Below are 21,345 nucleotides of genomic sequence, written 5' to 3' on the forward strand. Positions count from 1 at the left end.
CGATCAAAACGAATTCAACGGACACTTCCCTGTGTCCAGATGCAGCGACTAGCCCGGAACGCGACGGATCTTGGCGCCCAGCATCTGCAGTTTTTCCTCGATGCACTCGTAACCACGGTCGATGTGGTAGATGCGGTCGATCAGGGTATCGCCTTCGGCCATCAGGGCCGAGATCACCAGGCTGGCCGAAGCTCGCAGGTCGGTTGCCATCACTGGCGCGCCCTTGAGGATTTCAGTGCCGGTCACGATCGCCGTGTTGCCTTCGACCTGGATCTTGGCGCCCATGCGGTGCAGCTCGTACACGTGCATGAAACGGTTTTCGAAGATCGTCTCGATCACGGCACCAGTGCCTTCGGCAATGGCGTTGAGCGAGATGAACTGCGCCTGCATGTCGGTCGGGAACGCCGGGTACGGCGCAGTGCGCACGTTGACCGCTTTCGGGCGCTTGCCGTGCATGTTCAGCTCGATCCAGTCTTCACCGGTGGTGACTTCTGCACCGGCTTCGCGAAGTTTTTCCAGAACGGCTTCGAGAATGGTCGGATCGGTGTCCTTGACCTTCACGCGGCCACCGGTAACCGCGGCGGCCACCAGGTAGGTACCGGTTTCGATACGGTCAGGCATGACCTTGTAGAAGGCCGAACCCAGACGCTCGACGCCATCGATGGTGATGGTGTCGGTGCCAGCGCCGGAAACCTTGGCGCCCATGGCGTTCAGGAAGTTCGCCAGGTCGACCACTTCAGGCTCGCGGGCGGCGTTCTGCAGCACGCTGCGGCCCTTGGCCAGAGCAGCGGCCATCATGATGTTCTCGGTACCGGTCACACTGACGGTATCGAAGAAGAAGTGTGCACCGCGCAGGCCGCCTTCAGGGGCCTTGGCCTTGATGTAGCCGCCTTCGACGTCGATGATCGCACCCATGGCTTCCAGGCCACGGATGTGCAGATCGACCGGACGCGAACCAATCGCGCAACCGCCAGGCAAAGCCACTTCGGCTTCACCGAAACGGGCAACCATCGGGCCCAGCACCAGGATCGACGCACGCATGGTTTTCACCAGTTCGTACGGGGCGATCAGGGTCTTGATGGTGCGCGGGTCGATTTCGACGCTGAGTTTCTCGTCGATCACAGGCTCGATGCCCATGCGACCGAACAGCTCGATCATGGTGGTGATGTCGTGCAGGTGCGGCAGGTTGCCGACGGTGACCGGGCCATCGCACAGCAAGGTGGCAGCCAGGATCGGCAGGGCGGAGTTCTTCGCCCCGGAAATGCGGATCTCGCCATCAAGACGAGCGCCACCGGTAATAATCAATTTATCCATAACAATCTCGACGCCCTAGGGCTCAGGTGCGCTCGGCCCAGGCCGCGCTGCTGAAAAATTTCATAGTGACCGCGTGGATGCTGCCATCGGCGATCCATGGGTTCAAATGGGCATAGATGCTTTGCTGACGCTTGACCGGGCTCAACGCCGCCAGTTCATCGCTAATCACGTTCAGCTGAAAGTTGCAGCCTTCGCCTTCAACTTCCACCCGGGTTCCGGGCAGATTTGCTTCAAGGAAGCTCTTCACTTCTACGGCCTGCATGCTCAACCTCAATCGGCGCCCTGTGCGCACGGGTCGGACATCATACAAAAAAGCCCCGCGCCTGCGAACCCCGCTGCGCAGGACTCTGACGGGGGGCTTCTTTACAGATGCGGGTTCAGGGTTGCGCCAACAGCTCGGTCAGCTCGCTGACCTGAGCAATTTCACGCATGTCTTCGGGCATCCCGCGGATGCTGACGGCCTTGCCGGCGGCTTTCGCATCACGAATGAAGCACAGCAGCAACGACAGGCCGACGCTGCTGGACTTTTCCACCGCCGAGCAATCGATCACCAATGCCGGGGCATTGCACGATTTGATCAGCGCCCGGCCCTGCTCCCGAAGGCCGGGACCGGTGCGGTAATCCAGCACGCCAGTGAGTTGCAGCTCACTGGCGGCGTCCAGACGAATGGCCGACTCGGTCATTGGGCGGGCTTTCCGTTCTGTTCAGCCGACTGCTTGGCCTTGGCCACTTCCCCGGCCCAACCGTTGATGGTCTTGTCCAGGTCGTTGCCGTTGCGCTGCATTGCATCGGCGAACTGATCGCGGAACAGCTTGCCGATGTTGATGCCGTTGATGATCACGTTGCGCAGTTTCCACTCGCCATTGATCTTCTCGAGCGTGTACGACACCGGGTAGATCGCGCCGTTGCTGCCCTTGACGGTCATGCCGACGCTGGTGCGATCGCCCGACTCGTCCTTGGCCGGATCAACGGTGATGCCCTGGTTGTTGTATTCGAGCAAGGCGTTGCCATAGAACTGGAACAGGCCTTTCTTGAAGTTTTCCTCGAAAGTCTTCATCTGCGCCGGTGTTGCCTTGCGCGAATACTTGACCGTCATGATGCTCTTGGAAATGCCCTCGGCATCCACGACCGGTCCGACGATGCTGTTCAGCGCCGCGTAGAAGTCATTCGGGTCCTGCTTGTACTTCTCTTTATTAGCGGCCAGATCGGCCAACATCCGTTTGGTGGTGTCCTGAACCAGGTCGTGCGCCGAAGGCGCCGCCACGGCGTTAGCCACCAGCGGCAGTGCCGCCAGCAACACCAACAGGCCACGTCGCAAGGTAGAGATCATTCAAAAGCTCCTCATTTGGCGTCTTTGCTAACGGTATTGAGCAGGAATTTACCGATCAGGTCTTCCAGTACCAGTGACGACTGCGTGTCGTGGATGGTTCCACCATCCTTGAGGCGGGTTTCTTCCCCGCCCACGCTGATACCGATGTACTTCTCGCCCAACAGGCCAGCGGTGAGGATAGACGCTGTGGAGTCAGTCGGCAGGTTGTCGACCTTCTTGTCCACCAGCAACGTTACCCGACCGGTGAAACTGTCGCGGTCCAGATCGATCGCCGTGACCTTGCCGATGGTCACACCGGCCATGGTCACTTTGGCTCTGACCGTCAAACCGGCGATATTGTCGAAGTACGCGTAAAGTTTATAACTGTCGGTGGTGGACGTCGGAGACAGGCCACTGACCCGCAGGGCCAGCAGCAACAAGGCCAGGATCCCTGCCAGCAGGAACAGGCCGACACCGATTTCCAGGGTGCGGTTTTGCATCAGAAATCTCCAAACATCAAAGCGGTCAGAATAAAGTCCAGGCCGAGCACTGCCAGCGAGGCAAACACTACGGTCTTGGTGGTGGCACGACTGATCCCCTCGGAAGTGGGCTCACAGTCATAGCCTTGGAATACGGCAATCCAGGTCACGACAAAGGCGAAAACGATACTTTTGATCACGCCATTGAGCACATCGCTGGAGAAGTTCACGCTGTTCTGCATGTTCGCCCAGTAGGAGCCTTCATAGACGCCCAGCCAGTCGACCGCGACCCAGGAACCGCCCCAGATGCCGACCACGCTGAAGATCATCGCCAGCACCGGCAGGGAAATGAAACCGGCCCACAGACGCGGGGCAATGATGTACTTGAGCGGGTCCACACCGATCATTTCCAGGCTGGACAACTGCTCGGTGGACTTCATGTTGCCGATTTCCGCCGTCAGCGCCGAACCGGCACGACCGGCGAACAGCAGCGCCGTCACCACCGGACCCAGTTCACGCAGCAGGGTCAAGGCAACCATCTGCCCCACCGCCTGCTCCGAACCATAGCTCGACAGAATACTGAAGCCTTGCAGCGCCAGCACCATGCCGATGAAGATCCCGGACACCACGATGATCACCAGCGACATGACGCCGACTGAGTGCAATTGCTTGACCAGCAGGCCGAAACCACCGCTGATGCCGCCCCGGCCCAGCAGGGCATGGAACAGGAACAGGGTCGCCCGACCGAATACCGCGACAGCGTCGATGGCTGACTCGCCGAATCGACGCACGCGTTCTATTAATGAAATTCTGCGCATCAGCGCTTCCCCAGAAGATCTGCGCGGTAATCCGTCGCTGGAAAGTGATACGGAACCGGGCCATCGGGGTTGCCGGTCATGAACTGACGGATACGCGGCTCGTCCGAGTTCATCAACTCGTCCGGCGTACCCTGCCCCAGCACCTGGCCATCACCTACGACATAGATGTAGTCGGCGATGCTCGCGGTTTCCGCCAGATCGTGGGAAACCACGATGCTGGTGATCCCCAGCGCGTCGTTGAGCAGACGGATCAGGCGCACCAGAACGCCCATGGCGATCGGGTCCTGGCCGACGAACGGTTCGTCGTACATGAGAATCTGCGGATCCAGCGCAATCGCCCGGGCCAGCGCCACACGACGTTTCATGCCGCCGGACAGCTCGTCGGGCATCAGTTCGATGGCGCCGCGCAGGCCGACTGCCTGCAATTTGAGCAGGACGATGTCGCGGATCATCTCGTCCGGCAATTCGGTGTGAACGCGCAGGGGAAAGGCGACGTTCTCGAACACGTCGAGATCGGTGAACAGCGCGCCGCTCTGAAACAGCACACCCATGTGCTTGCGTGCATCGAACAGATCGCTGCGCGACAGCTTCGGCAGGTTCTGGCCGTTGACCCAGACCTCACCCTGCGAAGGCCGCAACTGGGCGCCCATCAAGCGCAACAGCGTGGTCTTGCCACACCCGGAAGGCCCCATGATGCCGGTGACCTTGCCGCGCGGGATGCGGATATCGACGTTATTGAAAATGCTCCGCGCACCGCGCTTGAAGGAGACTCCCTTCAGCTCGACCGCGTAGGCGTTATCGGCACTCATCTAAACTCCTTGCGATGCAGCCTCTCACTCGGACGCCTGGCTTTCTGAAGAAAGCCCCTACATCCCGGGCAGGCCGAACTGGCGGCGAACTATATCACTGCAAAGGCCAAGCGCCCAAGGCCTCTCCCCGGCCGCGTTCAGCGATATGACAGGCCCAGGGCTTCTATTAGAGGGTTTTGGTAACGAGGAATGACAAAGCACGACGAACTTGCGTGAGGCTTTTCAACATAACCGCTATAATCGCCGCCTTTTCATCGGGCTATACGATTTCTGACATGAGCCAAACCAGCGACCTGATTCAATCGGCACAACGCACCATCCGCCTCGAAGTGGAAGCCGTACAAGGCTTGTTGCCCCATATCGACGCCGATTTCGTACGCGCTTGCGAGATGATTCTGGCCAGCAAGGGCCGTGTCGTCGTGGTCGGCATGGGCAAGTCCGGGCACATCGGCAACAAGATTGCCGCGACCCTGGCCAGCACCGGCACCCCGGCATTTTTCGTGCACCCGGCCGAAGCCAGCCATGGCGACATGGGCATGATCACCCGTGACGACGTGATCCTGGCCCTGTCGAACTCCGGCTCCACCAACGAAATCGTCACCCTGCTGCCGCTGATCAAGCGCCTAGGCATCCAGCTGATCAGCGTGACCGGCAACCCGCAATCGCCTCTGGCAAAAGCGGCCGAGGTCAATCTCAACGTTCACGTCGAGCACGAAGCCTGCCCGCTGAACCTGGCGCCGACCTCCTCGACCACCGCCGCACTGGTCATGGGCGATGCCCTGGCCGTGGCGCTGCTGGAAGCCCGCGGCTTCACCGCCGAAGATTTCGCCTTTTCCCACCCGGGTGGCGCACTGGGCCGACGCCTGCTGCTGAAAGTGGAAAACGTCATGCACGCCGGCCAGGAGCTGCCGCAGGTACAACGCGGCACCCTGCTCAAGGACGCACTGATGGAAATGACCCGCAAGGGTCTGGGCATGACCGTGATTCTTGAAGCCAACGGCAAACTCGCCGGGATCTTCACCGACGGCGACTTGCGCCGCACGCTGGATCGCAGCATTGATATACGCAGCGCCACCATCGACCAGGTGATGACCGTGCACGGCAAGACCGCCCGCGCCGAAATGCTCGCCGCCGAGGCCCTGAAAATCATGGAAGACCATCGAATCAACGCGCTTGTCGTCGTGGATGAGGACGATCGCCCGATCGGCGCCTTCAACCTCTCCGACCTGCTGCGCGCAGGAGTGATGTAAATGAGCACCGATCTGCTGCAACGCGGCAAAGCCATCAAACTGGCGGTTTTCGACGTCGACGGCGTCCTCACCGACGGGCGCCTGTACTTCCTTGAAGACGGCAGCGAGTTCAAGACCTTCAATACGCTCGACGGCCAGGGCATCAAGATGTTGATGAACGCCGGCGTGCAAACGGCCATCATCAGTGGTCGCAAGACCCCGGTGGTCGAACGCCGGGCGAAAAACCTGGGCATTCCGCACCTGTTTCAGGGCCGTGAAGACAAACTCGTCGTCCTCGACGGCCTTCTCGAGCAACTGGGCCTAAGCTATGAACAGGTCGCCTATCTCGGCGACGATCTGCCCGACCTGCCGGTGATTCGCCGGGTGGGGCTGGGGATGGCGGTGGCCAACGCTGCCGCTTTTGTGCGCGAGCACGCCCATGGCGTCACTCAGGCCCGTGGTGGCGAGGGTGCCGCCCGTGAATTCTGCGAACTGATCCTGCGCGCCCAGGGCAGCCTCGATGCCGCCAATAACGCGTATTTGTGAGTCAAACCATGTTTAGCAAAAAGTTTCGCAACATACTGCTGTTCGGTTGCATCGCGGCCATTTTCGGCGCGGTCGGCTACTGGAACATCAGCCCGGAACGCTTCCTCGACAAGCCTCCTGTCTCGGCAGAAGAGAGCCCGATCGACTGGTACGCGACCAACACCCACACCTTGCAATACCTGGAAGACGGCAAGGTGCAGTACGAAATGACTTCCGACAAGGCCGAGCACGTCAAGGCGACCGACATTACACTGGTCACCAAGCCCGACCTGAACATGTATCGCGGCACCGACTTCCCATGGCACGTGACCAGCGAGCGCGGTGAAGTGAATTCCGGTGGCACCGAGGTCGAGCTGATCGACTCGGTTCGCGTCAAGCGCACCGATGAAAAGAACCGCGACACCCTGATCACCTCCACTCGCATGACAGTGTTCCCGCAGCAACAATATGCGCAGACCCAGCAACCCGTTAGAATCGACGGCGCTGGCGGTGTATCGACCGGCGTGGGAATGAAAGCGTATTTGAAGGAAAGCAGGATACACCTGCTATCGAACGTAAGAGGACAGTATGAGGCTCGTTAAAACCCTCCCTATTTTGCTCAGTCTGGGCGCAGCACTGGGAAGCGTGAGCGCCTGGGCTCTGCCGAACGATCAAGAGCAGCCAATCCGCATTCAGGCCGACGATGCCCAGCTGGACGACAAGAATGGCGTTGCCACCTATAAAGGTGACGTGATCATCACTCAGGGTTCGATGATCGTCAAAGGCAACACCGTGACCATCACCCGCACCCCGACCGGCGATATCGACGTCGTGACCTCGGTGGGCAACCTTGCCTACTTCGAGCAGTTGCAGACGGCTGGCGACACCAAGCCTGTACAGGGCTGGGGCGTGACCATCCAGTACCACGCCGCGCAAAACCGCGTTGTACTGATCGACAAGGCGAAAGTCGTCGACAAGGACAACAACACCACTCAGGGCGAGAAAATCGTCTATGACACGGTGAAAAAGCTGGCCAGCGCGGGTCGTGCCACCGGCAACAAGGTCACCGAAGCGCGTCCGCGCATTGACATGGTGATCCAGCCGAAGAAGAAAACCGACGAGAAATCCCAGTAATGGCAACTCTGAAAGCTCAGCACCTGGCCAAGGCCTATAAAAGCCGCCAGGTCGTGCGCGATGTCAGCCTGTCGATCGACAGCGGTCAGATCGTCGGCCTGCTCGGCCCCAACGGCGCCGGCAAGACCACCTGCTTCTACATGATCGTCGGCCTGGTGCAGGCCGATCAGGGTCGCGTGCTGATCGACGACCTGGACGTCAGCCACCAGCCGATGCACGGTCGCGCCAAGGCCGGTATCGGCTATCTGCCACAGGAAGCGTCGATCTTTCGCAAACTGTCGGTGGCCGACAACATCATGGCCATCCTCGAGACCCGCCAGGAGCTCGACAAGGCCGGTCGTCGCAAGGAGCTGGAAAGCCTGCTGCAGGAATTCCACATCAGCCACATCCGCGACAACCTCGGCATGAGCCTGTCCGGTGGTGAGCGTCGCCGGGTGGAAATCGCCCGCGCACTGGCCACTGCACCGAAGTTCATTCTGCTCGACGAACCGTTCGCCGGTGTCGACCCGATCTCCGTGGGTGACATCAAGCAGATCATTCACCACCTCAAGGCCAAGGGCATCGGTGTGTTGATCACCGACCACAACGTCCGCGAGACGCTGGATATCTGCGAAACGGCCTACATCGTCAATGACGGCCAACTGATCGCCGAAGGCGACTCCGCGACCATCCTCGCCAACGATCTGGTGAAGGAAGTGTATCTGGGTCACGAGTTCCGCCTGTAAGCGCGACAGCATTCGACCAGCCGTCCGGGTGCTGTAACGTTGAAGCGCACTTTTATACGCTTTTATTGTTACAGCGCTCTAGGCAAACACGACAGTTTCAGGCATATAATTTGCTTAAGTTTGGCGCTTCGGCGCCCTGTAGTGGATGGCGCATAGCGCCGGCGAATAAGGTGTTAAGCCCCTGCCATGAAACCATCGCTAGTCTTGAGAATGGGCCAGCAGCTGACGATGACACCGCAGCTGCAACAGGCCATCCGCCTGCTCCAATTGTCGACCCTGGATCTGCAACAGGAAATCCAGGAGGCTCTGGAATCCAATCCGATGCTCGAACGCCAGGAAGACGGCGACGACTTCGACAACTCCGATCCCATGGCCGACAACGCCGAACAGAAGCCCAACACCGAGATCCAGGAACCCTCCTATCAGGAGACCGCACCGACGGTCGACAATCTAGAGGATGGCGAATGGAACGAGCGAATCCCCAACGAACTCCCCGTCGACACCGCCTGGGAAGACGTCTACCAGACCAGCGCCAGCAGCCTGCCGAGCAGCGATGACGACGAGTGGGACTTCACCACCCGTACCTCCGCCGGCGAGAGCCTGCAAAGCCACCTGCTGTGGCAGCTGAACCTGGCGCCGATGTCCGACACCGATCGCCTGATCGCCGTCACCCTGATCGACTGCATCAACAATCAGGGCTACCTCGACGAAACCCTCGAAGAAATTCTCGACGCCTTCGATCCGGAGCTCGACATCGAGCTGGACGAGATCGAAGCCGTCCTGCACCGCATCCAGCAATTCGAACCTGCCGGCATTGGCGCACGCAACCTGGGCGAATGCCTGCTGCTGCAATTGCGCCAGCTGTCGGCCAAGACTCCTTGGCTGGCGGAAGCCAAGCGTCTGGTCACCGATTACATCGACCTGCTCGGCAGCCGCGACTACAGCCAGCTGATGCGCCGCATGAAGCTCAAGGAAGATGAACTGCGCCAGGTCATCGAACTGGTGCAGAGCCTCAACCCGCGCCCCGGCTCGCAGATCGAATCCACCGAAGCCGAATACGTGGTGCCTGACGTCATCGTGCGCAAGGACAACGAGCGCTGGCTGGTCGAACTGAACCAGGAATCGGTGCCGCGCCTGCGGGTCAACGCCCAGTACGCCGGTTTCGTGCGCCGCGCCGACACCAGCGCCGACAACACCTTCATGCGCAATCAGTTGCAAGAAGCCCGCTGGTTCATCAAGAGCCTGCAGAGCCGCAACGAAACCCTGATGAAAGTGGCCACCCAGATCGTCGAGCATCAGCGCGGCTTTCTTGAATACGGCGACGAAGCCATGAAGCCTCTCGTGCTGCATGACATCGCCGAAGCGGTGGGCATGCACGAGTCGACGATTTCCCGGGTGACCACGCAAAAATTCATGCATACCCCCCGGGGCATTTATGAACTGAAATACTTTTTCTCCAGCCACGTCAGCACCTCCGAAGGCGGCGAATGCTCGTCCACGGCGATCCGCGCGATCATCAAGAAACTGGTTGCCGCGGAAAATCAGAAAAAGCCGTTGAGTGACAGCAAGATCGCTGGTTTACTGGAGGCACAAGGCATTCAGGTGGCTCGCCGCACCGTCGCCAAGTACCGCGAATCCCTCGGGATCGCGCCTTCGAGCGAACGCAAGCGGTTGATGTAAGCCACGTTACAGCGTTCCAGTGGCAGGCTCTTCGGCCTGCCGCTTTATGCACTGGCAACGAAGGAGAAGCTGTATGCAAGTCAACATCAGTGGACACCAACTGGAAGTTACCCAACCTCTCCGTGAGTACGTTGAGCAAAAGCTCAAGAGGCTTGAGGGGCATTTCGACAAGATCACCAACGTGCAAGTCACGATGTGCGTCGAGAAGCTGAAGCAGAAAATCGAAGCCACGCTGCATATTCCCGGTAACGAGGTCGTCGCAAACGCGGAACATACCGATATGTACGCAGCGATCGACGCGCTGACCGACAAGCTTGATAAACAACTCAAAAAGCATAAGGAAAAGACCCAGAGCCTGCTTCAGGGCGCTACCGGTCGATAACCCCCACCCCCATGATCCGACTTGAAAGCATCCTGACCCCCGGCCGTTCCCTCGTGAACGTGCCGGGCGGCAGCAAAAAGAAAGCCCTCGAACAAATTGCCAACCTGATCGCCCGGGAAGTACCGGATCTGGAGATGCAAGATGTCTTCGAGGCACTGATTGCCCGTGAAAAACTCGGCTCGACCGGTTTTGGCAACGGCATCGCCATTCCCCATTGCCGCCTCAAGGGTTGCGAATCCCCCATCAGCGCCTTGATGCACCTTGAAGCACCCATCGATTTCGACGCCATCGATGGTGCACCGGTCGACCTGCTGTTCGTGCTGCTGGTCCCGGAAGCCGCCACCGATGCGCACCTGGAACTGCTGCGCCAGATCGCCAGCATGCTCGACCGCAAGGACGTACGCGAAAAATTGCGTCGCGCCACCACCAACGAAGCCTTGTATCAGGTTGTCCTGGACGAGCAAAACGGGCACTAAACATGCGCTTGATCATCGTCAGTGGCCGCTCCGGCTCGGGCAAAAGTACCGCTCTGGATGTCCTCGAGGACAACGGCTACTACTGCATCGACAATTTGCCGGCCGGCCTGCTCCCGGAACTGGCGGAGCGCGCACTGATTCATACGGAACTGCCTCAGCCACTGGTCGCGGTATCGATCGATGCGCGCAATCTGCCCAGTCATCTCTCGCGCTTTCCGGAGTTGCTTGAAGAGGTCCGCAGCCGGCACATCCAGTGCGACGTCCTGTATCTGGACGCCGATGAAGAAACCCTGCTCAAGCGCTTTTCGGAAACCCGTCGTCGCCACCCGCTGAGCAGCGCCAATCGTTCGCTGGCAGAAGCCATCAACGATGAAACGGCCCTGCTGGGCCCGATCGCCGATCTGGCCGACCTGAAGGTCAACACCACCAATCTGAACCTGTACCAGTTGCGCGACACCATCAAGCTGCGGCTGCTGAACCAGCCGGAGCCGGGCACGGCGTTTCTGGTGGAGTCGTTCGGTTTCAAACGCGGCATGCCGGTGGATGCGGATCTGGTGTTCGATGTACGCTGCCTGCCCAACCCGTACTGGAAACCGGAACTACGCGCGCAATCGGGGCTCGATGAGCCGGTAGCCGAGTACCTGGCGGCACAGCCGGAAGTCGAAGAGATGTTCCAGGACATCTATGCGTATCTGTTCAAATGGCTGCCGCGCTTCGCTGCCAGCAATCGCGCCTACGTCACCATTGCCATTGGCTGCACCGGCGGACATCACCGTTCCGTCTACCTGACCGAACGCCTGGGTCAGGCCCTGCAGAAAACCCTGAAGAACGTCCAGGTTCGCCACCGCGACCTCAGCTAAAGGATTCACACCGCGATGCCTGCTCTGGAAATCGAAATCATCAACAAGCTGGGCCTGCATGCCCGGGCGTCGGCAAAGTTCGTTGGCGTGGCGGGGCAGTATCCCGACTGCACGATCAGAGTGGGTCGCACCCCGGAAACTACGGTAGATGGCAAAAGCATCATGGCGATGATGATGCTCGCTGCCGGCAAGGGCACCAAAATCTTCCTGAGCACCGAGGGGCATCAGGAACAGGAAGCCCTGGATGCCTTGGTGGCACTGATCAACAACTACTTCGACGAAGGCGGTTGAAAGCCTTTGGTGGCGAGGGAGCAAGCTTCCCTCCCCCCTCTCATCCCAACGCCGTGTCCATCACCATCATCAGGCAGAACCCGATCAACAATCCCAGGCTCGCCAGTTTGTCGTGACCATTGCGTCGCGACTCCGGGATTACTTCGTGGGTCACCACCAGCAACATCGCCCCGGCCGCCAGCGCCAATCCGAGGGGCAACAGCAACTCCGCCAGGCTGACCAGCCATGCACAGAGCAGTGCAAACACCGGTTCGACCAGCCCCGATGCCGCGCCGATCAGAAACGCCTTGACCCGCGACATCCCTGCTCCGGCCAGCACCAGCGCAATCACCAACCCTTCCGGCACATCCTGCAAGGCGATGCCCATCGCCAGGCTGTCAGCGTCCGGCATGCCGCCGCCAGCGGAGACGCCGACGGCCATGCCTTCCGGAATGTTATGGGCAATGATGGCAAACACGAACAGCCAGATCCGCGGGGGAATCACCGGGTGCTCGACGGTGCCGATGAGCATTTCCGGTGAAGCGCCGGACACCTTGCGGTCCACCAGATACAGACCGAAAGCACCGAGCATGATGCCGAAACAGATCAAGCCACTGGCACCCCAAGGGCTCAGGCCAAGGCTTTCTGCGGCGGCAATCCCCGGCACGATCAGCGAAAAAGCAGTCGCTGCCAGCATCACGCCGGCACCAAACCCCAGCAGCGTGTCGCCCAATGCCTGAGGCATGTTGCGGATCACCAGCACCGGAACCGCCCCGAGTGCCGTGCCAAGCGCGCAGATTGCACCGCCCTGCAATGCCCGGGACAGTTTCGGCTCCAGGTCCAACCATTCGAGTCCGTGAGCCACCAGCAAGGCCATGCCCGCCAACAGCAGCAGCGACCCGAATGCGTAACGAAACATACGCCCACTTCCGATCGCCAGTGTTTCAGTGCCCATAGTCAGCCTTGGATTGTTTTTATAGGAGACTTAAACCAGTGCAGCCTGATAACGCGCAGCGACTTCAGGCCAATTGATCACGTTGTAGAACGCGCTGATGTATTCCGGGCGGCGGTTCTGATAACGCAGGTAGTAGGCGTGTTCCCACACATCAAGTCCGAGAATCGGCGTATTGCCTCCCATCAGCGGGCTGTCCTGGTTGCCGCTGCTTTCCACCACCAGTTTTTTGTCCGGGGTCACGCTGAGCCAGGCCCAGCCGCTGCCGAAACGGGTCAGCGCGGCTTTGGTGAAAGCATCCTTGAAGCTGTCGAGGCCGCCCAGTTGCTCATCGATCGCCCTGGCCAGCGCGCCGTCCGGCTTGCCGCCACCGCCTGGCACCATCACTTCCCAGAACAGCGAATGGTTGGCGTGACCGCCGCCCTGATTGATTACCGCCGCGCGCAGTTTTTCAGGCAGTTGCTGGACGCTGGCCACCAGTTTTTCCACCGGCCATTCGGCGTACTCCGTGCCCTCGACCGCGGCGTTCAGGTTGTTGATATAGGTCTGGTGATGCTTGGTGTAGTGGATCTCCATGGTCTGCGCATCGATGTGCGGTTCCAGTGCATCGTAGGCGTAAGGCAAGGCTGGCAGGGTAAAAGCCATTTCAGTGGACTCCATGGTGATGTTGGGCAGGCACGCGACGCGCATTGCCGGTATCCGGGTGCAGCAGACGCTGGGTGCGCGGGTATTCGCCGTGTTCGCTGATGAAATTGAGCAGTTCGACATAGGTCTTGCTGCTCTGGCGCAACGCCGCCTCACGCAGGGCCGGGCGCAGGCGCTCGTTCTGCATGGTCTGCAACAGGCGCTGATGGATCGCGCAGAGGTATTCGGCGCTCTCCTCCGGCTGGTTCAGGCGCAGATGCAGGTCGGCCAGGTTGTGATGGGAGATGACGCAGGCCGCCACCGCTTCGTCGGCATCGGCCCAGCGCTCGAACAGCACTTGAGCCAGGGCCAGCGCTTGCAGATAGGCCTCGCGGGCGTCGATCAGCTCGCCCAGCATGAAGCAGCGATTGGCCCGTTCGATCGTGCGTTTCCAGTGCTCCATGATGAGTCTCCAAAGCGGTTGCGGTGTTTACACGCCGCCGGCGGTGAGTTTCTCGGGATTGAGCAACTCTTCCAGTTGGCTGCGCGACAGGTCGGTGTGTTCCAGCGCAACGTCAATCACCGGACGGCCCTGTTTGTAGGCCTGCTTGGCGATTTCGGCAGCCTTCTGGTAACCGATGATCGGGTTGAGTGCGGTGACCAGAATCGGGTTGCGCGACAGCGCTTCCTTGAGGCGCGACTCGTTGACCTTGAAGCTGGCAATCGCCTTGTCACCCAGCAGACGGCTGGAGTTGGCCAGCAACTCGATGCTGCTCAACAGGTTCTGGGCGATGATCGGCAGCATCACGTTCAGTTCGAAATTGCCCGACTGACCGGCGATGGTGATCACCGAGTCATTGCCGATCACTTGCGCGGCGACCATGGCGGTGGCTTCCGGAATCACCGGGTTGACCTTGCCTGGCATGATCGATGAGCCCGGCTGTAGGCCTTCCAGCTCGATTTCTCCGAGGCCGGCGAGCGGGCCGGAGTTCATCCAGCGCAGGTCATTGGCGATTTTCATCAGCGACACGGCGGTGGCCTTGAGCTGACCCGACACGGCCACGGCGGTGTCCTGCGAGCCGATCAGCGCGAACAGATCCTTGCCGGGGGTGAATTGCACGTTGGTCAATTGACTCAACTGGCGGCTGAATCGCGCGGCGAATTCCGGGTGCGCATTGATCCCGGTGCCGACCGCCGTGCCACCCTGAGCCAGGGATTGCAGGCTTGGCAGCAAGTCCTGCAGGTGACCGATATTGGCCTTGAGTTGCTGCGCCCAACCGTTGAGCACCTGGCTCATGCGCACCGGCATGGCGTCCATCAGGTGGGTGCGACCGGTTTTGACGTGGTGGTGGACTTGTTCAGACTTGCGTTCGATCACTTGCACCAGGTGCAGCAGCGCCGGCAGCAGTTGTTCATGCAGGGCCAGCGCGGCGCTGACGTGGATGGTGGTCGGGATGATGTCGTTGCTGCTCTGCCCGCAGTTGACGTGATCGTTGGCGTTCACCGGCTCGTCGAGCAGGCGGCTGGCCAGGGTGGCGATCACTTCGTTGGCGTTCATGTTGGAACTGGTGCCGGAACCGGTCTGGAAGATATCCACCGGAAAATGCTGCATGAAGTCGCCTTCAAGCAGACCCTGGGCCGCGTCGCTGATGGCTTTGCCTTGCGCAGCGCTGATCTGGTTGAGTTCGACGTTGGCCCGGGCTGCAGCGGCCTTGGCCAGAATCAGGGCGCGAATGAACTGGGTCGGCATCGGCTTGCCGCTGATCGGGAAATTGTCCACTGCGCGCTGGGTTTGCGCGCCGTAGAGAGCGTCCACCGGCACCTGCAGTTCGCCCATGCTGTCGCGCTCAATACGTGTCTTGGTCATCGGTAAATCCTTGGACTAATTCAATGAGAGGAATCGAGGGTTGCAACTCGCAAGTGGCGAGCTGCCAGGTGTAGCTTTGCCAGCGTTTGAGCCGGCATTTGCACAGGGACAGGCGCTCCATTTCACGCAATGGACGCCAGGCTTGATCGAGACAGAGGCTGCGCCAGTGCCACGGCAACGCGATGTCGGTGGCCGTGTCGAGCAGCAGACGGAAAGAAGTTTCAGCGACAGTCCAGGGCGAGGTCGCCGTGCAGCAGGCCAGATACCGGCCTTCGGCCAGGTAGTGTTCGATCAGACGCGGTTCGTCGGGATCCATGGCGCAACGGATCTGGCGACTCATCCAGCGCCAGCTTTCGAGGTACGGCTGCTCGTGCAAGGCAGAACTCATGATCCTGGGCTCATCCGATAATGAGATTTATTATTAGATGATAATGATACGCAACGCAAGATCGCGGATTGCCCGGCCTTTCAGCAGCGCAGAATCTGCGCCCCCCCCCCCCCCCCGACAGCCTCCTGCCAATGGATCCGTCGCGTGAAAAAAAAAAGGCGCGCCAACCAACGGTTGCCACGCCTGATTTCAGACATTCCGGGGGCAGTGAAGATCACAACTCTGCCAATCAGATCGCCTGATTAAAACTTTTGAAACATTGCACAACGACTTGAAACAGTCCTGCGCTAACTCATCACTCAGAACCCCTTAAGCTACTCCGCGCGTGAAACGGACTTTTAATTCAAAAATACTTAGGGATAGGAAATGCCTCGGAAGCCAATTCATACTTACATCGAAAATGAAATAAACAGATTGTCACAGCGCATTATCGACAAGGGGCCTGCGGCCGACGAAGTTTCCTACGTTCAACTCGGCTTTCATCTTGCTCTACAACGTGTGATGCGCGGCAATCCACAGCCTTCGGACATTGGCTTGCTGAATACGATTGAAGGCACGTTTAAAGAAATGAAGATTCTCACCCCTTCGATGGACATTCTTGCTTACTTCAACGACAACCCGGAACACCCTTTACCAGAGGCGTAACCAGCGTTTCAGGCGCCGAAAACGCCAAGCGCCGCTTGTGATTCGCAAGGCTCAGTTTATCCAGGAATTTTCAAAGTCGCTGGATAACACACATCCATAAGACTATTTGAGGTAATCATGAAGCAACTCGAATTGGCAGCATTTATTGAATCAGAGTTAAATACGCTAGCCCAGAAAATCATCGATAAAAAAGAAATCAGCGACGAAATTGCTCACGCCAAGATCGGATTTTATCTTTCTCTTCGTCGCACCCTGAACAACAAGGCGTCACCAGCCGACATTGGTGTTCTCGACGCCATCAACGACACACTTCAAACATTAGGTATAGTGGAGCGAAACGTGACGTTTCTAAGCCCCACAAAAAACAAAAATTAAACTTCCTTATTTAGACGATAGATTTCAAAACTGAAAACTACGCATATTCAATCAGCGCTTAACAGTGAACAAACACTGTTAAGCGCTTTTTTACTCAACTGCCCGCGACGGTCATCTTCTCGATCAATACCGAACCGGTGCGAATGTTGCTGCGCAGCTCCAGATCGTTACCCACTGCGACGATCTGCTTGAACATGTCGCGCATGTTGCCGGCGATGGTCACTTCCTGCACCGCGAACTGGATTTCACCGTTTTCAACCCAGAAACCCGCCGCACCACGCGAGTAATCGCCGGTGACCATGTTCAGGCCATGGCCCATCAGCTCGGTGACCAGCAACCCACGGCCCATACGTCGCAACAGTGCTGCCTGGTCTTCATCGCCATGGGTGACGAACAGGTTGTGCACACCGCCTGCGTTGGCGGTGCTTGGCATGCCGAGCTTTCGACCGGAATAGGTGCCGAGGATGTACGACACCAGTTCGCCCTTTTCGACGAACGGTTTGGCATAGGTCGCCAGACCGTCACCGTCGTACGACGCACTGCCCATGGCGCGCATCAGGTGCGGGCGCTCGTCGATGGTCAGCCATTCAGGGAACAGCTTCTGCCCCAGCGTGCCTTCGAGGAACGACGATTTGCGGTACAGACTGCCGCCGGAAATCGCCGACAGGAAACTGCCAAACAACCCACCCGCCAGCTCGGCGGAAAACAGCACCGGCACTTCGCAAGTCGGTACCGGGCGTGCGCCCAGTCGGCTCGCCGCTCGCTGTGCAGCGCGCTGACCGATGCTCACCGGGTCAGCCAGCAAACTGCCTTGGCGGTTCACGTCGTACCAGTAATCACGCTGCATCTGACCATCGGCCTCGGCGATCATCACGCAGCTCAGGCTGTGTCGAGTCGAGGCGTAACCACCGATGAAACCGTGGCTGTTGCCATACACGCGGCAACCCTGATGAGTGCTGAGGGTGGTGCCATCGGCATTCTTGATCCGTGCATCGGTGTCGAACGCCGCGGCTTCACAGAGCAGCGCCTTCTCGATGGCTTGTTCCGGGGTGATGTCCCATTGGTGGAACAGGTCGAAATCCTGAATATCCCTGGCCATCAGCGCGGCATCGGCCAGCCCCGAAGCTTCGTCTTCGGAGGTGTGCTTGGCAATCGCCAGCGCCGCAGCGACGGTCTCGCGAATCGCATCCGGCCCGGTAGCGGACGTGCTGGCCGAGCCCTTGCGCTGGCCGACATACAAGGTGATGCCAAAGCCCTGATCGCGGTTGAACTCGACCGTTTCGACTTCACGTTGACGCACCGACGTCGACAGGCCCTGCTCCAGCGACACCGCTACTTCGCAGGCACTGGCACCCTGACGCTTGGCTTCGGCGATGATCTGCTCGACCTGTTCCTGCAGTGCCGGCAATGCCTGTGGGCCGACGCTTTCAACTGCACTCATGCTCATCTCCACTCAAATTCTGCTTTCGGCTGGGGCCTTCGAGCGACCGGGCCGGACAAGCGGCCCCCGACTGGTTATCATGGCGGCGTTTCTTTGCGGACTGCCACCATGGTTGATTCTTACGACGACTCCCTCGATACGGGAGAAAAAAGCAAATCCCAGGTCAAACGCGAGCTGCATGCTCTGGTTGACCTTGGCGAGCGCCTTACAACGCTCAAGCCCGACTTGCAGGCGAAACTGCCATTGACCGACGCCTTGCGCCGGGCCCTGGCCGATGCGCCCAAGCACACCGCGAACATCGCGCGTAAACGGCACTTGCAGTTCATCGGCAAACTGATGCGCGATCAGGACACTGACGCCATTCTCACCTTGCTCGATCAACTCGATGCCTCTACCCGTCAGTACAACGAGCGTTTCCACAACCTCGAACGCTGGCGTGACCGCCTGATCGGCGGTGACGATGCCGTGCTGGAGAAATTCGTCGTCGAGTACCCGGACGCCGACCGCCAGCAACTGCGTTCCCTGATCCGTCAGGCCCAGCATGAGGTTGCGCAAAACAAACCTCCTGCCTCGAGCCGCAAGATCTTCAAGTACATCCGTGAGCTGGACGAGACTCAACGCGGTCTGCGTTGATATTCGCCACCGGGTGGCCGCACTGCGCGCCACCCGAAGCTCCATCCTTTCTTATGCGCCCGTGCCACCCACGGTGATCGCATCGATCTTCAGCGTCGGCTGACCCACGCCCACCGGCACCGATTGCCCATCCTTGCCGCAAGTCCCCACACCGCTGTCCAGCGCCAGATCGTTACCGACCATCGACACCCGACTCATCGCTTCCGGACCGTTGCCGATCAACGTCGCGCCTTTGACCGGCGCGGTGATCTTGCCGTCCTCGATCAGGTAAGCCTCGCTGGTGGAGAACACGAACTTGCCGCTGGTGATGTCGACTTGACCGCCACCAAGGTTGGCGCAGTAGATACCCTTCTTCACCGACGCGATGATTTCCGCCGGATCGCTCTGGCCGCCGAGCATGTAAGTGTTGGTCATCCGCGGCATCGGCAAGTGCGCGTAGGACTCGCGGCGACCGTTGCCGGTGCGGGCGACGCCCATCAGGCGCGCATTGAGCTTGTCCTGCATATAGCCCTTGAGCACGCCGTTTTCGATCAGTGTGGTGCACTCGGTCGGCGTGCCTTCATCATCGACGCTCAGGGAACCGCGACGACCGGCCAATGTGCCGTCATCGACGATGGTGCAGAGCTTCGAAGCAACCATCTCGCCCATACGCCCGCTGTAGGCAGAACTGCCCTTGCGGTTAAAATCGCCTTCCAGACCGTGGCCGACCGCTTCGTGAAGCAGCACGCCGGACCAACCCGAACCCAGAACAACCGGCAAGGTGCCGGCCGGTGCCGGAATCGCTTCCAGATTCACCAGCGCCTGACGCAACGCTTCACGGGCATAACCCATGGCGCGGTCTTCGGCGAGGAAATAACGGTAGTCGGTACGCCCGCCGCCGCCATGGCCGCCACGTTCGCGACGACCGTTCTGCTCGACGATCACACTGACGTTGAATCGCACCAAAGGACGCACGTCGGCAGCCAGGCCACCGTCGGTCGAGGCCACGAGAATCCGCTCCCAGACCCCGGCCATGCTCACGCTGACCTGCTGGATACGCGGATCGAGGGCGCGAGTGGCAACATCGATGCGTTTGAGCAGTTCAACTTTTTCGGCGCGGCTCAGCACTTCCAGCGGGTTGTCCGGCGCGTACAACTGGGCGACGTCTTGCGTGCTGAACGCCTGCACCGTGCCGTTCTGCCCGGCACGGGAAATCGAACGGGCCGCACGGGCCGCCGCGCCAAGGGCTTCGAGGGTGATCGCGTTGCTGTAGGCAAAACCGGTTTTTTCGCCGGACTGCGCACGCACACCAACACCCTGATCGAGGTTGAAACTGCCTTCCTTGACGATGCCGTCTTCCAGCGACCAGGACTCGGAAATCTGCCCCTGGAAATACAGGTCGGCCGCATCGATGCCTGGACCCGCCAGATCACCGAGCACGCCTTGCAGGCTCTCGATCGTCACGCCGCCAGGCGCCAACAGGTGATCACTGACTGAGGACAACAACTCGCTCATAGGTTTTACGCCTTAAATTCGTGTTCTGAAGCAGGTCGCTGTGCGCCCTGCGAAAAAAACCGCCGATGACCCGTCACCGGCATTCGCGCCCGGATGGACGCCTGTTCGTCACTGTCGCGCTCGGCCAGCAACACGGCTTCGCCTTGTTCCTGTTGCGCCAGCACGCGGCCCCACGGATCGATAATCGCCGCACGGCCAAAGGTTTCCCGCGGCCCCGGATGCACCCCGCCCTGGGCCGCCGCCAGCACGTAGCACTGGGTTTCAATCGCCCGTGCACGGATCAACACGTCCCAGTGCGCCGCACCGGTCACCGCGGTGAAGGCCGACGGCGCGGTAATCAATTCAGCCCCCGCCGCACGCAACTCGCTGTACAGCTCCGGGAAGCGCAGGTCGTAACACACCGTCAGGCCGATTCGGCCGACCGGCGTGTCCGCAACCACCACGCCACTGCCATAAGCATAGTCATCGGATTCACGGTAACGGCCGCGATTGTCCGCAACATCCACATCAAACAGATGCAACTTGTCATAGCGAGCAACGATTTCGCCCTGATCGTCCACCAACAACGAGCAGGCATGGGACTTCGCCTCGGGTTGCCCCACAGGCGGCAACGGCAAGGTGCCGGCCACTATCCATAACTTGAGGTCGCGAGCGGTCTGTTTCAACCACGGCAGGATCGGGCCTTCGCCAAGTGCTTCGGCACGGCCGATATCAGCGATGTCGCGACGCCCCATGGCCGCGAAGTTTTCCGGCAGCACCGCCAGCTTCGCGCCAGCGTTGGCCGCTTGTTCGAGCAAACGTCGGGCATCGCGCAGATTGGCCAGCACGTCGCTCTGGCTGACCATTTGAATCACCGCTAAAGACATGGCGAACTCCGCAAGAGGTAGGCAGCCATGCTACTCCATCGGTTTGCGGC

General features: G+C 59.8%; 28 protein-coding genes. 13 read left to right on the plus strand and 15 right to left on the minus strand.

Annotated elements, in window-relative coordinates:
- Positions 1 to 48: 48 nt before the first annotated feature.
- The 7 genes from murA to AC07N4_RS10395 all read right to left on the minus strand — a co-directional run bounded on the left by murA (position 49) and on the right by AC07N4_RS10395 (position 4,729).
- A complete protein-coding gene (gene murA / locus AC07N4_RS10365; protein ID WP_085729622.1) occupies positions 49 to 1,314 on the minus strand; it encodes a UDP-N-acetylglucosamine 1-carboxyvinyltransferase in 1,266 nt (421 codons plus the stop codon).
- 22 nt (positions 1,315 to 1,336) lie between these two features.
- Positions 1,337 to 1,576, minus strand: coding sequence for a BolA family protein (locus AC07N4_RS10370; RefSeq protein WP_096818978.1), 240 nt, complete (start codon positions 1,574 to 1,576; stop codon positions 1,337 to 1,339).
- 115 nt (positions 1,577 to 1,691) lie between these two features.
- Entirely contained in the window at positions 1,692 to 1,997 is a 306-nt protein-coding gene (locus AC07N4_RS10375) for an STAS domain-containing protein (RefSeq protein ID WP_096818976.1), read from the minus strand.
- Positions 1,994 to 2,644 (minus strand): MlaC/ttg2D family ABC transporter substrate-binding protein, encoded by a 651-nt coding sequence (locus AC07N4_RS10380; protein WP_096818974.1) that lies wholly within the window; start codon positions 2,642 to 2,644, stop codon positions 1,994 to 1,996. Before AC07N4_RS10380 ends, AC07N4_RS10375 begins: the two co-directional genes overlap by 4 nt.
- Before the next feature lie 11 nt (positions 2,645 to 2,655).
- A complete protein-coding gene (gene mlaD / locus AC07N4_RS10385; RefSeq protein ID WP_096818971.1) occupies positions 2,656 to 3,123 on the minus strand; it encodes an outer membrane lipid asymmetry maintenance protein MlaD in 468 nt (155 codons plus the stop codon).
- Positions 3,123 to 3,920 (minus strand): lipid asymmetry maintenance ABC transporter permease subunit MlaE, encoded by a 798-nt coding sequence (gene mlaE / locus AC07N4_RS10390; RefSeq protein WP_096818969.1) that lies wholly within the window; start codon positions 3,918 to 3,920, stop codon positions 3,123 to 3,125. Before mlaE ends, mlaD begins: the two co-directional genes overlap by 1 nt.
- Positions 3,920 to 4,729, minus strand: a complete 810-nt coding sequence (locus tag AC07N4_RS10395) for an ATP-binding cassette domain-containing protein (RefSeq protein ID WP_096818967.1) — start codon at positions 4,727 to 4,729, stop codon at positions 3,920 to 3,922. Before AC07N4_RS10395 ends, mlaE begins: the two co-directional genes overlap by 1 nt.
- A gap of 275 nt (positions 4,730 to 5,004) precedes the next feature.
- On the opposite strand from AC07N4_RS10395, the gene AC07N4_RS10400 reads away from it, so the two are divergent.
- From AC07N4_RS10400 to AC07N4_RS10445, 10 genes are all read left to right on the plus strand, one after another.
- Positions 5,005 to 5,979 carry a KpsF/GutQ family sugar-phosphate isomerase gene (locus AC07N4_RS10400; protein WP_493065280.1) on the plus strand — a complete coding sequence of 325 codons (975 nt, stop codon included), beginning with the start codon at positions 5,005 to 5,007 and terminating at the stop codon, positions 5,977 to 5,979.
- Positions 5,980 to 6,504: a KdsC family phosphatase gene (locus AC07N4_RS10405; protein WP_011332476.1), complete on the plus strand. Its 525-nt coding sequence runs from the start codon at positions 5,980 to 5,982 to the stop codon at positions 6,502 to 6,504. It abuts the gene before it with no gap.
- Positions 6,505 to 6,512: 8 nt separating this feature from the next.
- Positions 6,513 to 7,085 carry an LPS export ABC transporter periplasmic protein LptC gene (gene lptC, locus AC07N4_RS10410; protein ID WP_085711782.1) on the plus strand — a complete coding sequence of 191 codons (573 nt, stop codon included), beginning with the start codon at positions 6,513 to 6,515 and terminating at the stop codon, positions 7,083 to 7,085.
- A complete protein-coding gene (gene lptA / locus AC07N4_RS10415) occupies positions 7,072 to 7,617 on the plus strand; it encodes a lipopolysaccharide transport periplasmic protein LptA (protein ID WP_096818965.1) in 546 nt (181 codons plus the stop codon). Before lptC ends, lptA begins: the two co-directional genes overlap by 14 nt.
- Positions 7,617 to 8,342 (plus strand): LPS export ABC transporter ATP-binding protein, encoded by a 726-nt coding sequence (lptB, locus tag AC07N4_RS10420; RefSeq protein WP_007953572.1) that lies wholly within the window; start codon positions 7,617 to 7,619, stop codon positions 8,340 to 8,342. The genes lptA and lptB overlap by 1 nt, the downstream gene beginning before the upstream one ends.
- A 186-nt stretch (positions 8,343 to 8,528) precedes the next feature.
- Positions 8,529 to 10,022 (plus strand): RNA polymerase factor sigma-54, encoded by a 1,494-nt coding sequence (locus tag AC07N4_RS10425; RefSeq protein ID WP_011332472.1) that lies wholly within the window; start codon positions 8,529 to 8,531, stop codon positions 10,020 to 10,022.
- A gap of 73 nt (positions 10,023 to 10,095) precedes the next feature.
- Positions 10,096 to 10,404, plus strand: coding sequence for a ribosome hibernation-promoting factor, HPF/YfiA family (hpf, locus tag AC07N4_RS10430; protein ID WP_007953578.1), 309 nt, complete (start codon positions 10,096 to 10,098; stop codon positions 10,402 to 10,404).
- Between the two features lie 11 nt (positions 10,405 to 10,415).
- The gene (ptsN, locus tag AC07N4_RS10435) at positions 10,416 to 10,880 is read left to right on the plus strand and encodes a PTS IIA-like nitrogen regulatory protein PtsN (RefSeq protein ID WP_096818963.1); all 465 of its coding nucleotides are present in this window, start codon (positions 10,416 to 10,418) and stop codon (positions 10,878 to 10,880) included.
- Between the two features lie 2 nt (positions 10,881 to 10,882).
- Positions 10,883 to 11,740, plus strand: coding sequence for an RNase adapter RapZ (gene rapZ, locus AC07N4_RS10440; RefSeq protein WP_493065279.1), 858 nt, complete (start codon positions 10,883 to 10,885; stop codon positions 11,738 to 11,740).
- Between the two features lie 15 nt (positions 11,741 to 11,755).
- A complete protein-coding gene (locus AC07N4_RS10445) occupies positions 11,756 to 12,031 on the plus strand; it encodes an HPr family phosphocarrier protein (protein ID WP_096818959.1) in 276 nt (91 codons plus the stop codon).
- Between the two features lie 40 nt (positions 12,032 to 12,071).
- Here the strand turns inward: AC07N4_RS10445 and AC07N4_RS10450 are convergent, their stop codons facing one another.
- The 5 genes from AC07N4_RS10450 to AC07N4_RS10470 are packed head-to-tail and all read right to left on the minus strand — an operon-like array spanning position 12,072 to position 15,841.
- Positions 12,072 to 12,965: a ZIP family metal transporter gene (locus AC07N4_RS10450; RefSeq protein ID WP_273539079.1), complete on the minus strand. Its 894-nt coding sequence runs from the start codon at positions 12,963 to 12,965 to the stop codon at positions 12,072 to 12,074.
- A 30-nt stretch (positions 12,966 to 12,995) separates the two neighbouring features.
- Positions 12,996 to 13,607: a superoxide dismutase gene (locus tag AC07N4_RS10455; protein WP_096818954.1), complete on the minus strand. Its 612-nt coding sequence runs from the start codon at positions 13,605 to 13,607 to the stop codon at positions 12,996 to 12,998.
- Position 13,608: 1 nt separating this feature from the next.
- Entirely contained in the window at positions 13,609 to 14,049 is a 441-nt protein-coding gene (locus AC07N4_RS10460; RefSeq protein WP_096818952.1) for a DUF2753 family protein, read from the minus strand.
- Between the two features lie 27 nt (positions 14,050 to 14,076).
- Positions 14,077 to 15,453, minus strand: coding sequence for a class II fumarate hydratase (locus AC07N4_RS10465; protein WP_096818950.1), 1,377 nt, complete (start codon positions 15,451 to 15,453; stop codon positions 14,077 to 14,079).
- Positions 15,434 to 15,841 carry a FagA protein gene (locus AC07N4_RS10470; RefSeq protein WP_085608076.1) on the minus strand — a complete coding sequence of 136 codons (408 nt, stop codon included), beginning with the start codon at positions 15,839 to 15,841 and terminating at the stop codon, positions 15,434 to 15,436. Before AC07N4_RS10470 ends, AC07N4_RS10465 begins: the two co-directional genes overlap by 20 nt.
- Positions 15,842 to 16,207: 366 nt before the next feature.
- Here AC07N4_RS10470 and AC07N4_RS10475 point away from each other — a divergent pair, with 366 nt between their 5' ends.
- Positions 16,208 to 16,486: a hypothetical protein gene (locus AC07N4_RS10475; RefSeq protein WP_102619439.1), complete on the plus strand. Its 279-nt coding sequence runs from the start codon at positions 16,208 to 16,210 to the stop codon at positions 16,484 to 16,486.
- 117 nt (positions 16,487 to 16,603) lie between these two features.
- Positions 16,604 to 16,861 (plus strand): hypothetical protein, encoded by a 258-nt coding sequence (locus AC07N4_RS10480; protein ID WP_102619438.1) that lies wholly within the window; start codon positions 16,604 to 16,606, stop codon positions 16,859 to 16,861.
- A gap of 94 nt (positions 16,862 to 16,955) precedes the next feature.
- On the opposite strand, the gene pmbA is transcribed toward AC07N4_RS10480, so the two are convergent.
- Positions 16,956 to 18,302, minus strand: a complete 1,347-nt coding sequence (gene pmbA, locus AC07N4_RS10485) for a metalloprotease PmbA (protein ID WP_096818948.1) — start codon at positions 18,300 to 18,302, stop codon at positions 16,956 to 16,958.
- Between the two features lie 108 nt (positions 18,303 to 18,410).
- Here pmbA and yjgA point away from each other — a divergent pair, with 108 nt between their 5' ends.
- The gene (gene yjgA, locus AC07N4_RS10490) at positions 18,411 to 18,935 is read left to right on the plus strand and encodes a ribosome biogenesis factor YjgA (protein WP_096818946.1); all 525 of its coding nucleotides are present in this window, start codon (positions 18,411 to 18,413) and stop codon (positions 18,933 to 18,935) included.
- Between the two features lie 51 nt (positions 18,936 to 18,986).
- Here yjgA and tldD read toward each other — a convergent pair whose 3' ends face one another.
- Both tldD and AC07N4_RS10500 read right to left on the minus strand, forming a co-directional pair.
- Positions 18,987 to 20,429 (minus strand): metalloprotease TldD, encoded by a 1,443-nt coding sequence (gene tldD / locus AC07N4_RS10495; protein ID WP_085711794.1) that lies wholly within the window; start codon positions 20,427 to 20,429, stop codon positions 18,987 to 18,989.
- Positions 20,430 to 20,434: 5 nt separating this feature from the next.
- Positions 20,435 to 21,295 (minus strand): carbon-nitrogen hydrolase family protein, encoded by an 861-nt coding sequence (locus AC07N4_RS10500; RefSeq protein WP_493065278.1) that lies wholly within the window; start codon positions 21,293 to 21,295, stop codon positions 20,435 to 20,437.
- Positions 21,296 to 21,345 lie beyond the last annotated feature (50 nt).

This window comes from Pseudomonas sp. GW821-FHT09E04, assembly GCF_059416185.1.

Excerpts from the sequence above, each read along its gene's own strand:
- murA (WP_085729622.1), bottom strand. The coding sequence starts at position 1,314 with ATGGATAAATTGATTATTACCGGTGGCGCTCGTCTTGATGGCGAGATC.
- AC07N4_RS10370 (WP_096818978.1), bottom strand. The coding sequence starts at position 1,576 with ATGCAGGCCGTAGAAGTGAAGAGCTTCCTTGAAGCAAATCTGCCCGGA.
- AC07N4_RS10375 (WP_096818976.1), bottom strand. The coding sequence starts at position 1,997 with ATGACCGAGTCGGCCATTCGTCTGGACGCCGCCAGTGAGCTGCAACTC.
- AC07N4_RS10380 (WP_096818974.1), bottom strand. The coding sequence starts at position 2,644 with ATGATCTCTACCTTGCGACGTGGCCTGTTGGTGTTGCTGGCGGCACTG.
- mlaD (WP_096818971.1), bottom strand. The coding sequence starts at position 3,123 with ATGCAAAACCGCACCCTGGAAATCGGTGTCGGCCTGTTCCTGCTGGCA.
- mlaE (WP_096818969.1), bottom strand. The coding sequence starts at position 3,920 with ATGCGCAGAATTTCATTAATAGAACGCGTGCGTCGATTCGGCGAGTCA.
- AC07N4_RS10395 (WP_096818967.1), bottom strand. The coding sequence starts at position 4,729 with ATGAGTGCCGATAACGCCTACGCGGTCGAGCTGAAGGGAGTCTCCTTC.
- AC07N4_RS10400 (WP_493065280.1), top strand. The coding sequence starts at position 5,005 with ATGAGCCAAACCAGCGACCTGATTCAATCGGCACAACGCACCATCCGC.
- AC07N4_RS10405 (WP_011332476.1), top strand. The coding sequence starts at position 5,980 with ATGAGCACCGATCTGCTGCAACGCGGCAAAGCCATCAAACTGGCGGTT.
- lptC (WP_085711782.1), top strand. The coding sequence starts at position 6,513 with ATGTTTAGCAAAAAGTTTCGCAACATACTGCTGTTCGGTTGCATCGCG.
- lptA (WP_096818965.1), top strand. The coding sequence starts at position 7,072 with ATGAGGCTCGTTAAAACCCTCCCTATTTTGCTCAGTCTGGGCGCAGCA.
- lptB (WP_007953572.1), top strand. The coding sequence starts at position 7,617 with ATGGCAACTCTGAAAGCTCAGCACCTGGCCAAGGCCTATAAAAGCCGC.
- AC07N4_RS10425 (WP_011332472.1), top strand. The coding sequence starts at position 8,529 with ATGAAACCATCGCTAGTCTTGAGAATGGGCCAGCAGCTGACGATGACA.
- hpf (WP_007953578.1), top strand. The coding sequence starts at position 10,096 with ATGCAAGTCAACATCAGTGGACACCAACTGGAAGTTACCCAACCTCTC.
- ptsN (WP_096818963.1), top strand. The coding sequence starts at position 10,416 with ATGATCCGACTTGAAAGCATCCTGACCCCCGGCCGTTCCCTCGTGAAC.
- rapZ (WP_493065279.1), top strand. The coding sequence starts at position 10,883 with ATGCGCTTGATCATCGTCAGTGGCCGCTCCGGCTCGGGCAAAAGTACC.
- AC07N4_RS10445 (WP_096818959.1), top strand. The coding sequence starts at position 11,756 with ATGCCTGCTCTGGAAATCGAAATCATCAACAAGCTGGGCCTGCATGCC.
- AC07N4_RS10450 (WP_273539079.1), bottom strand. The coding sequence starts at position 12,965 with ATGGGCACTGAAACACTGGCGATCGGAAGTGGGCGTATGTTTCGTTAC.
- AC07N4_RS10455 (WP_096818954.1), bottom strand. The coding sequence starts at position 13,607 with ATGGCTTTTACCCTGCCAGCCTTGCCTTACGCCTACGATGCACTGGAA.
- AC07N4_RS10460 (WP_096818952.1), bottom strand. The coding sequence starts at position 14,049 with ATGGAGCACTGGAAACGCACGATCGAACGGGCCAATCGCTGCTTCATG.
- AC07N4_RS10465 (WP_096818950.1), bottom strand. The coding sequence starts at position 15,453 with ATGACCAAGACACGTATTGAGCGCGACAGCATGGGCGAACTGCAGGTG.
- AC07N4_RS10470 (WP_085608076.1), bottom strand. The coding sequence starts at position 15,841 with ATGAGTTCTGCCTTGCACGAGCAGCCGTACCTCGAAAGCTGGCGCTGG.
- AC07N4_RS10475 (WP_102619439.1), top strand. The coding sequence starts at position 16,208 with ATGCCTCGGAAGCCAATTCATACTTACATCGAAAATGAAATAAACAGA.
- AC07N4_RS10480 (WP_102619438.1), top strand. The coding sequence starts at position 16,604 with ATGAAGCAACTCGAATTGGCAGCATTTATTGAATCAGAGTTAAATACG.
- pmbA (WP_096818948.1), bottom strand. The coding sequence starts at position 18,302 with ATGAGTGCAGTTGAAAGCGTCGGCCCACAGGCATTGCCGGCACTGCAG.
- yjgA (WP_096818946.1), top strand. The coding sequence starts at position 18,411 with ATGGTTGATTCTTACGACGACTCCCTCGATACGGGAGAAAAAAGCAAA.
- tldD (WP_085711794.1), bottom strand. The coding sequence starts at position 20,429 with ATGAGCGAGTTGTTGTCCTCAGTCAGTGATCACCTGTTGGCGCCTGGC.
- AC07N4_RS10500 (WP_493065278.1), bottom strand. The coding sequence starts at position 21,295 with ATGTCTTTAGCGGTGATTCAAATGGTCAGCCAGAGCGACGTGCTGGCC.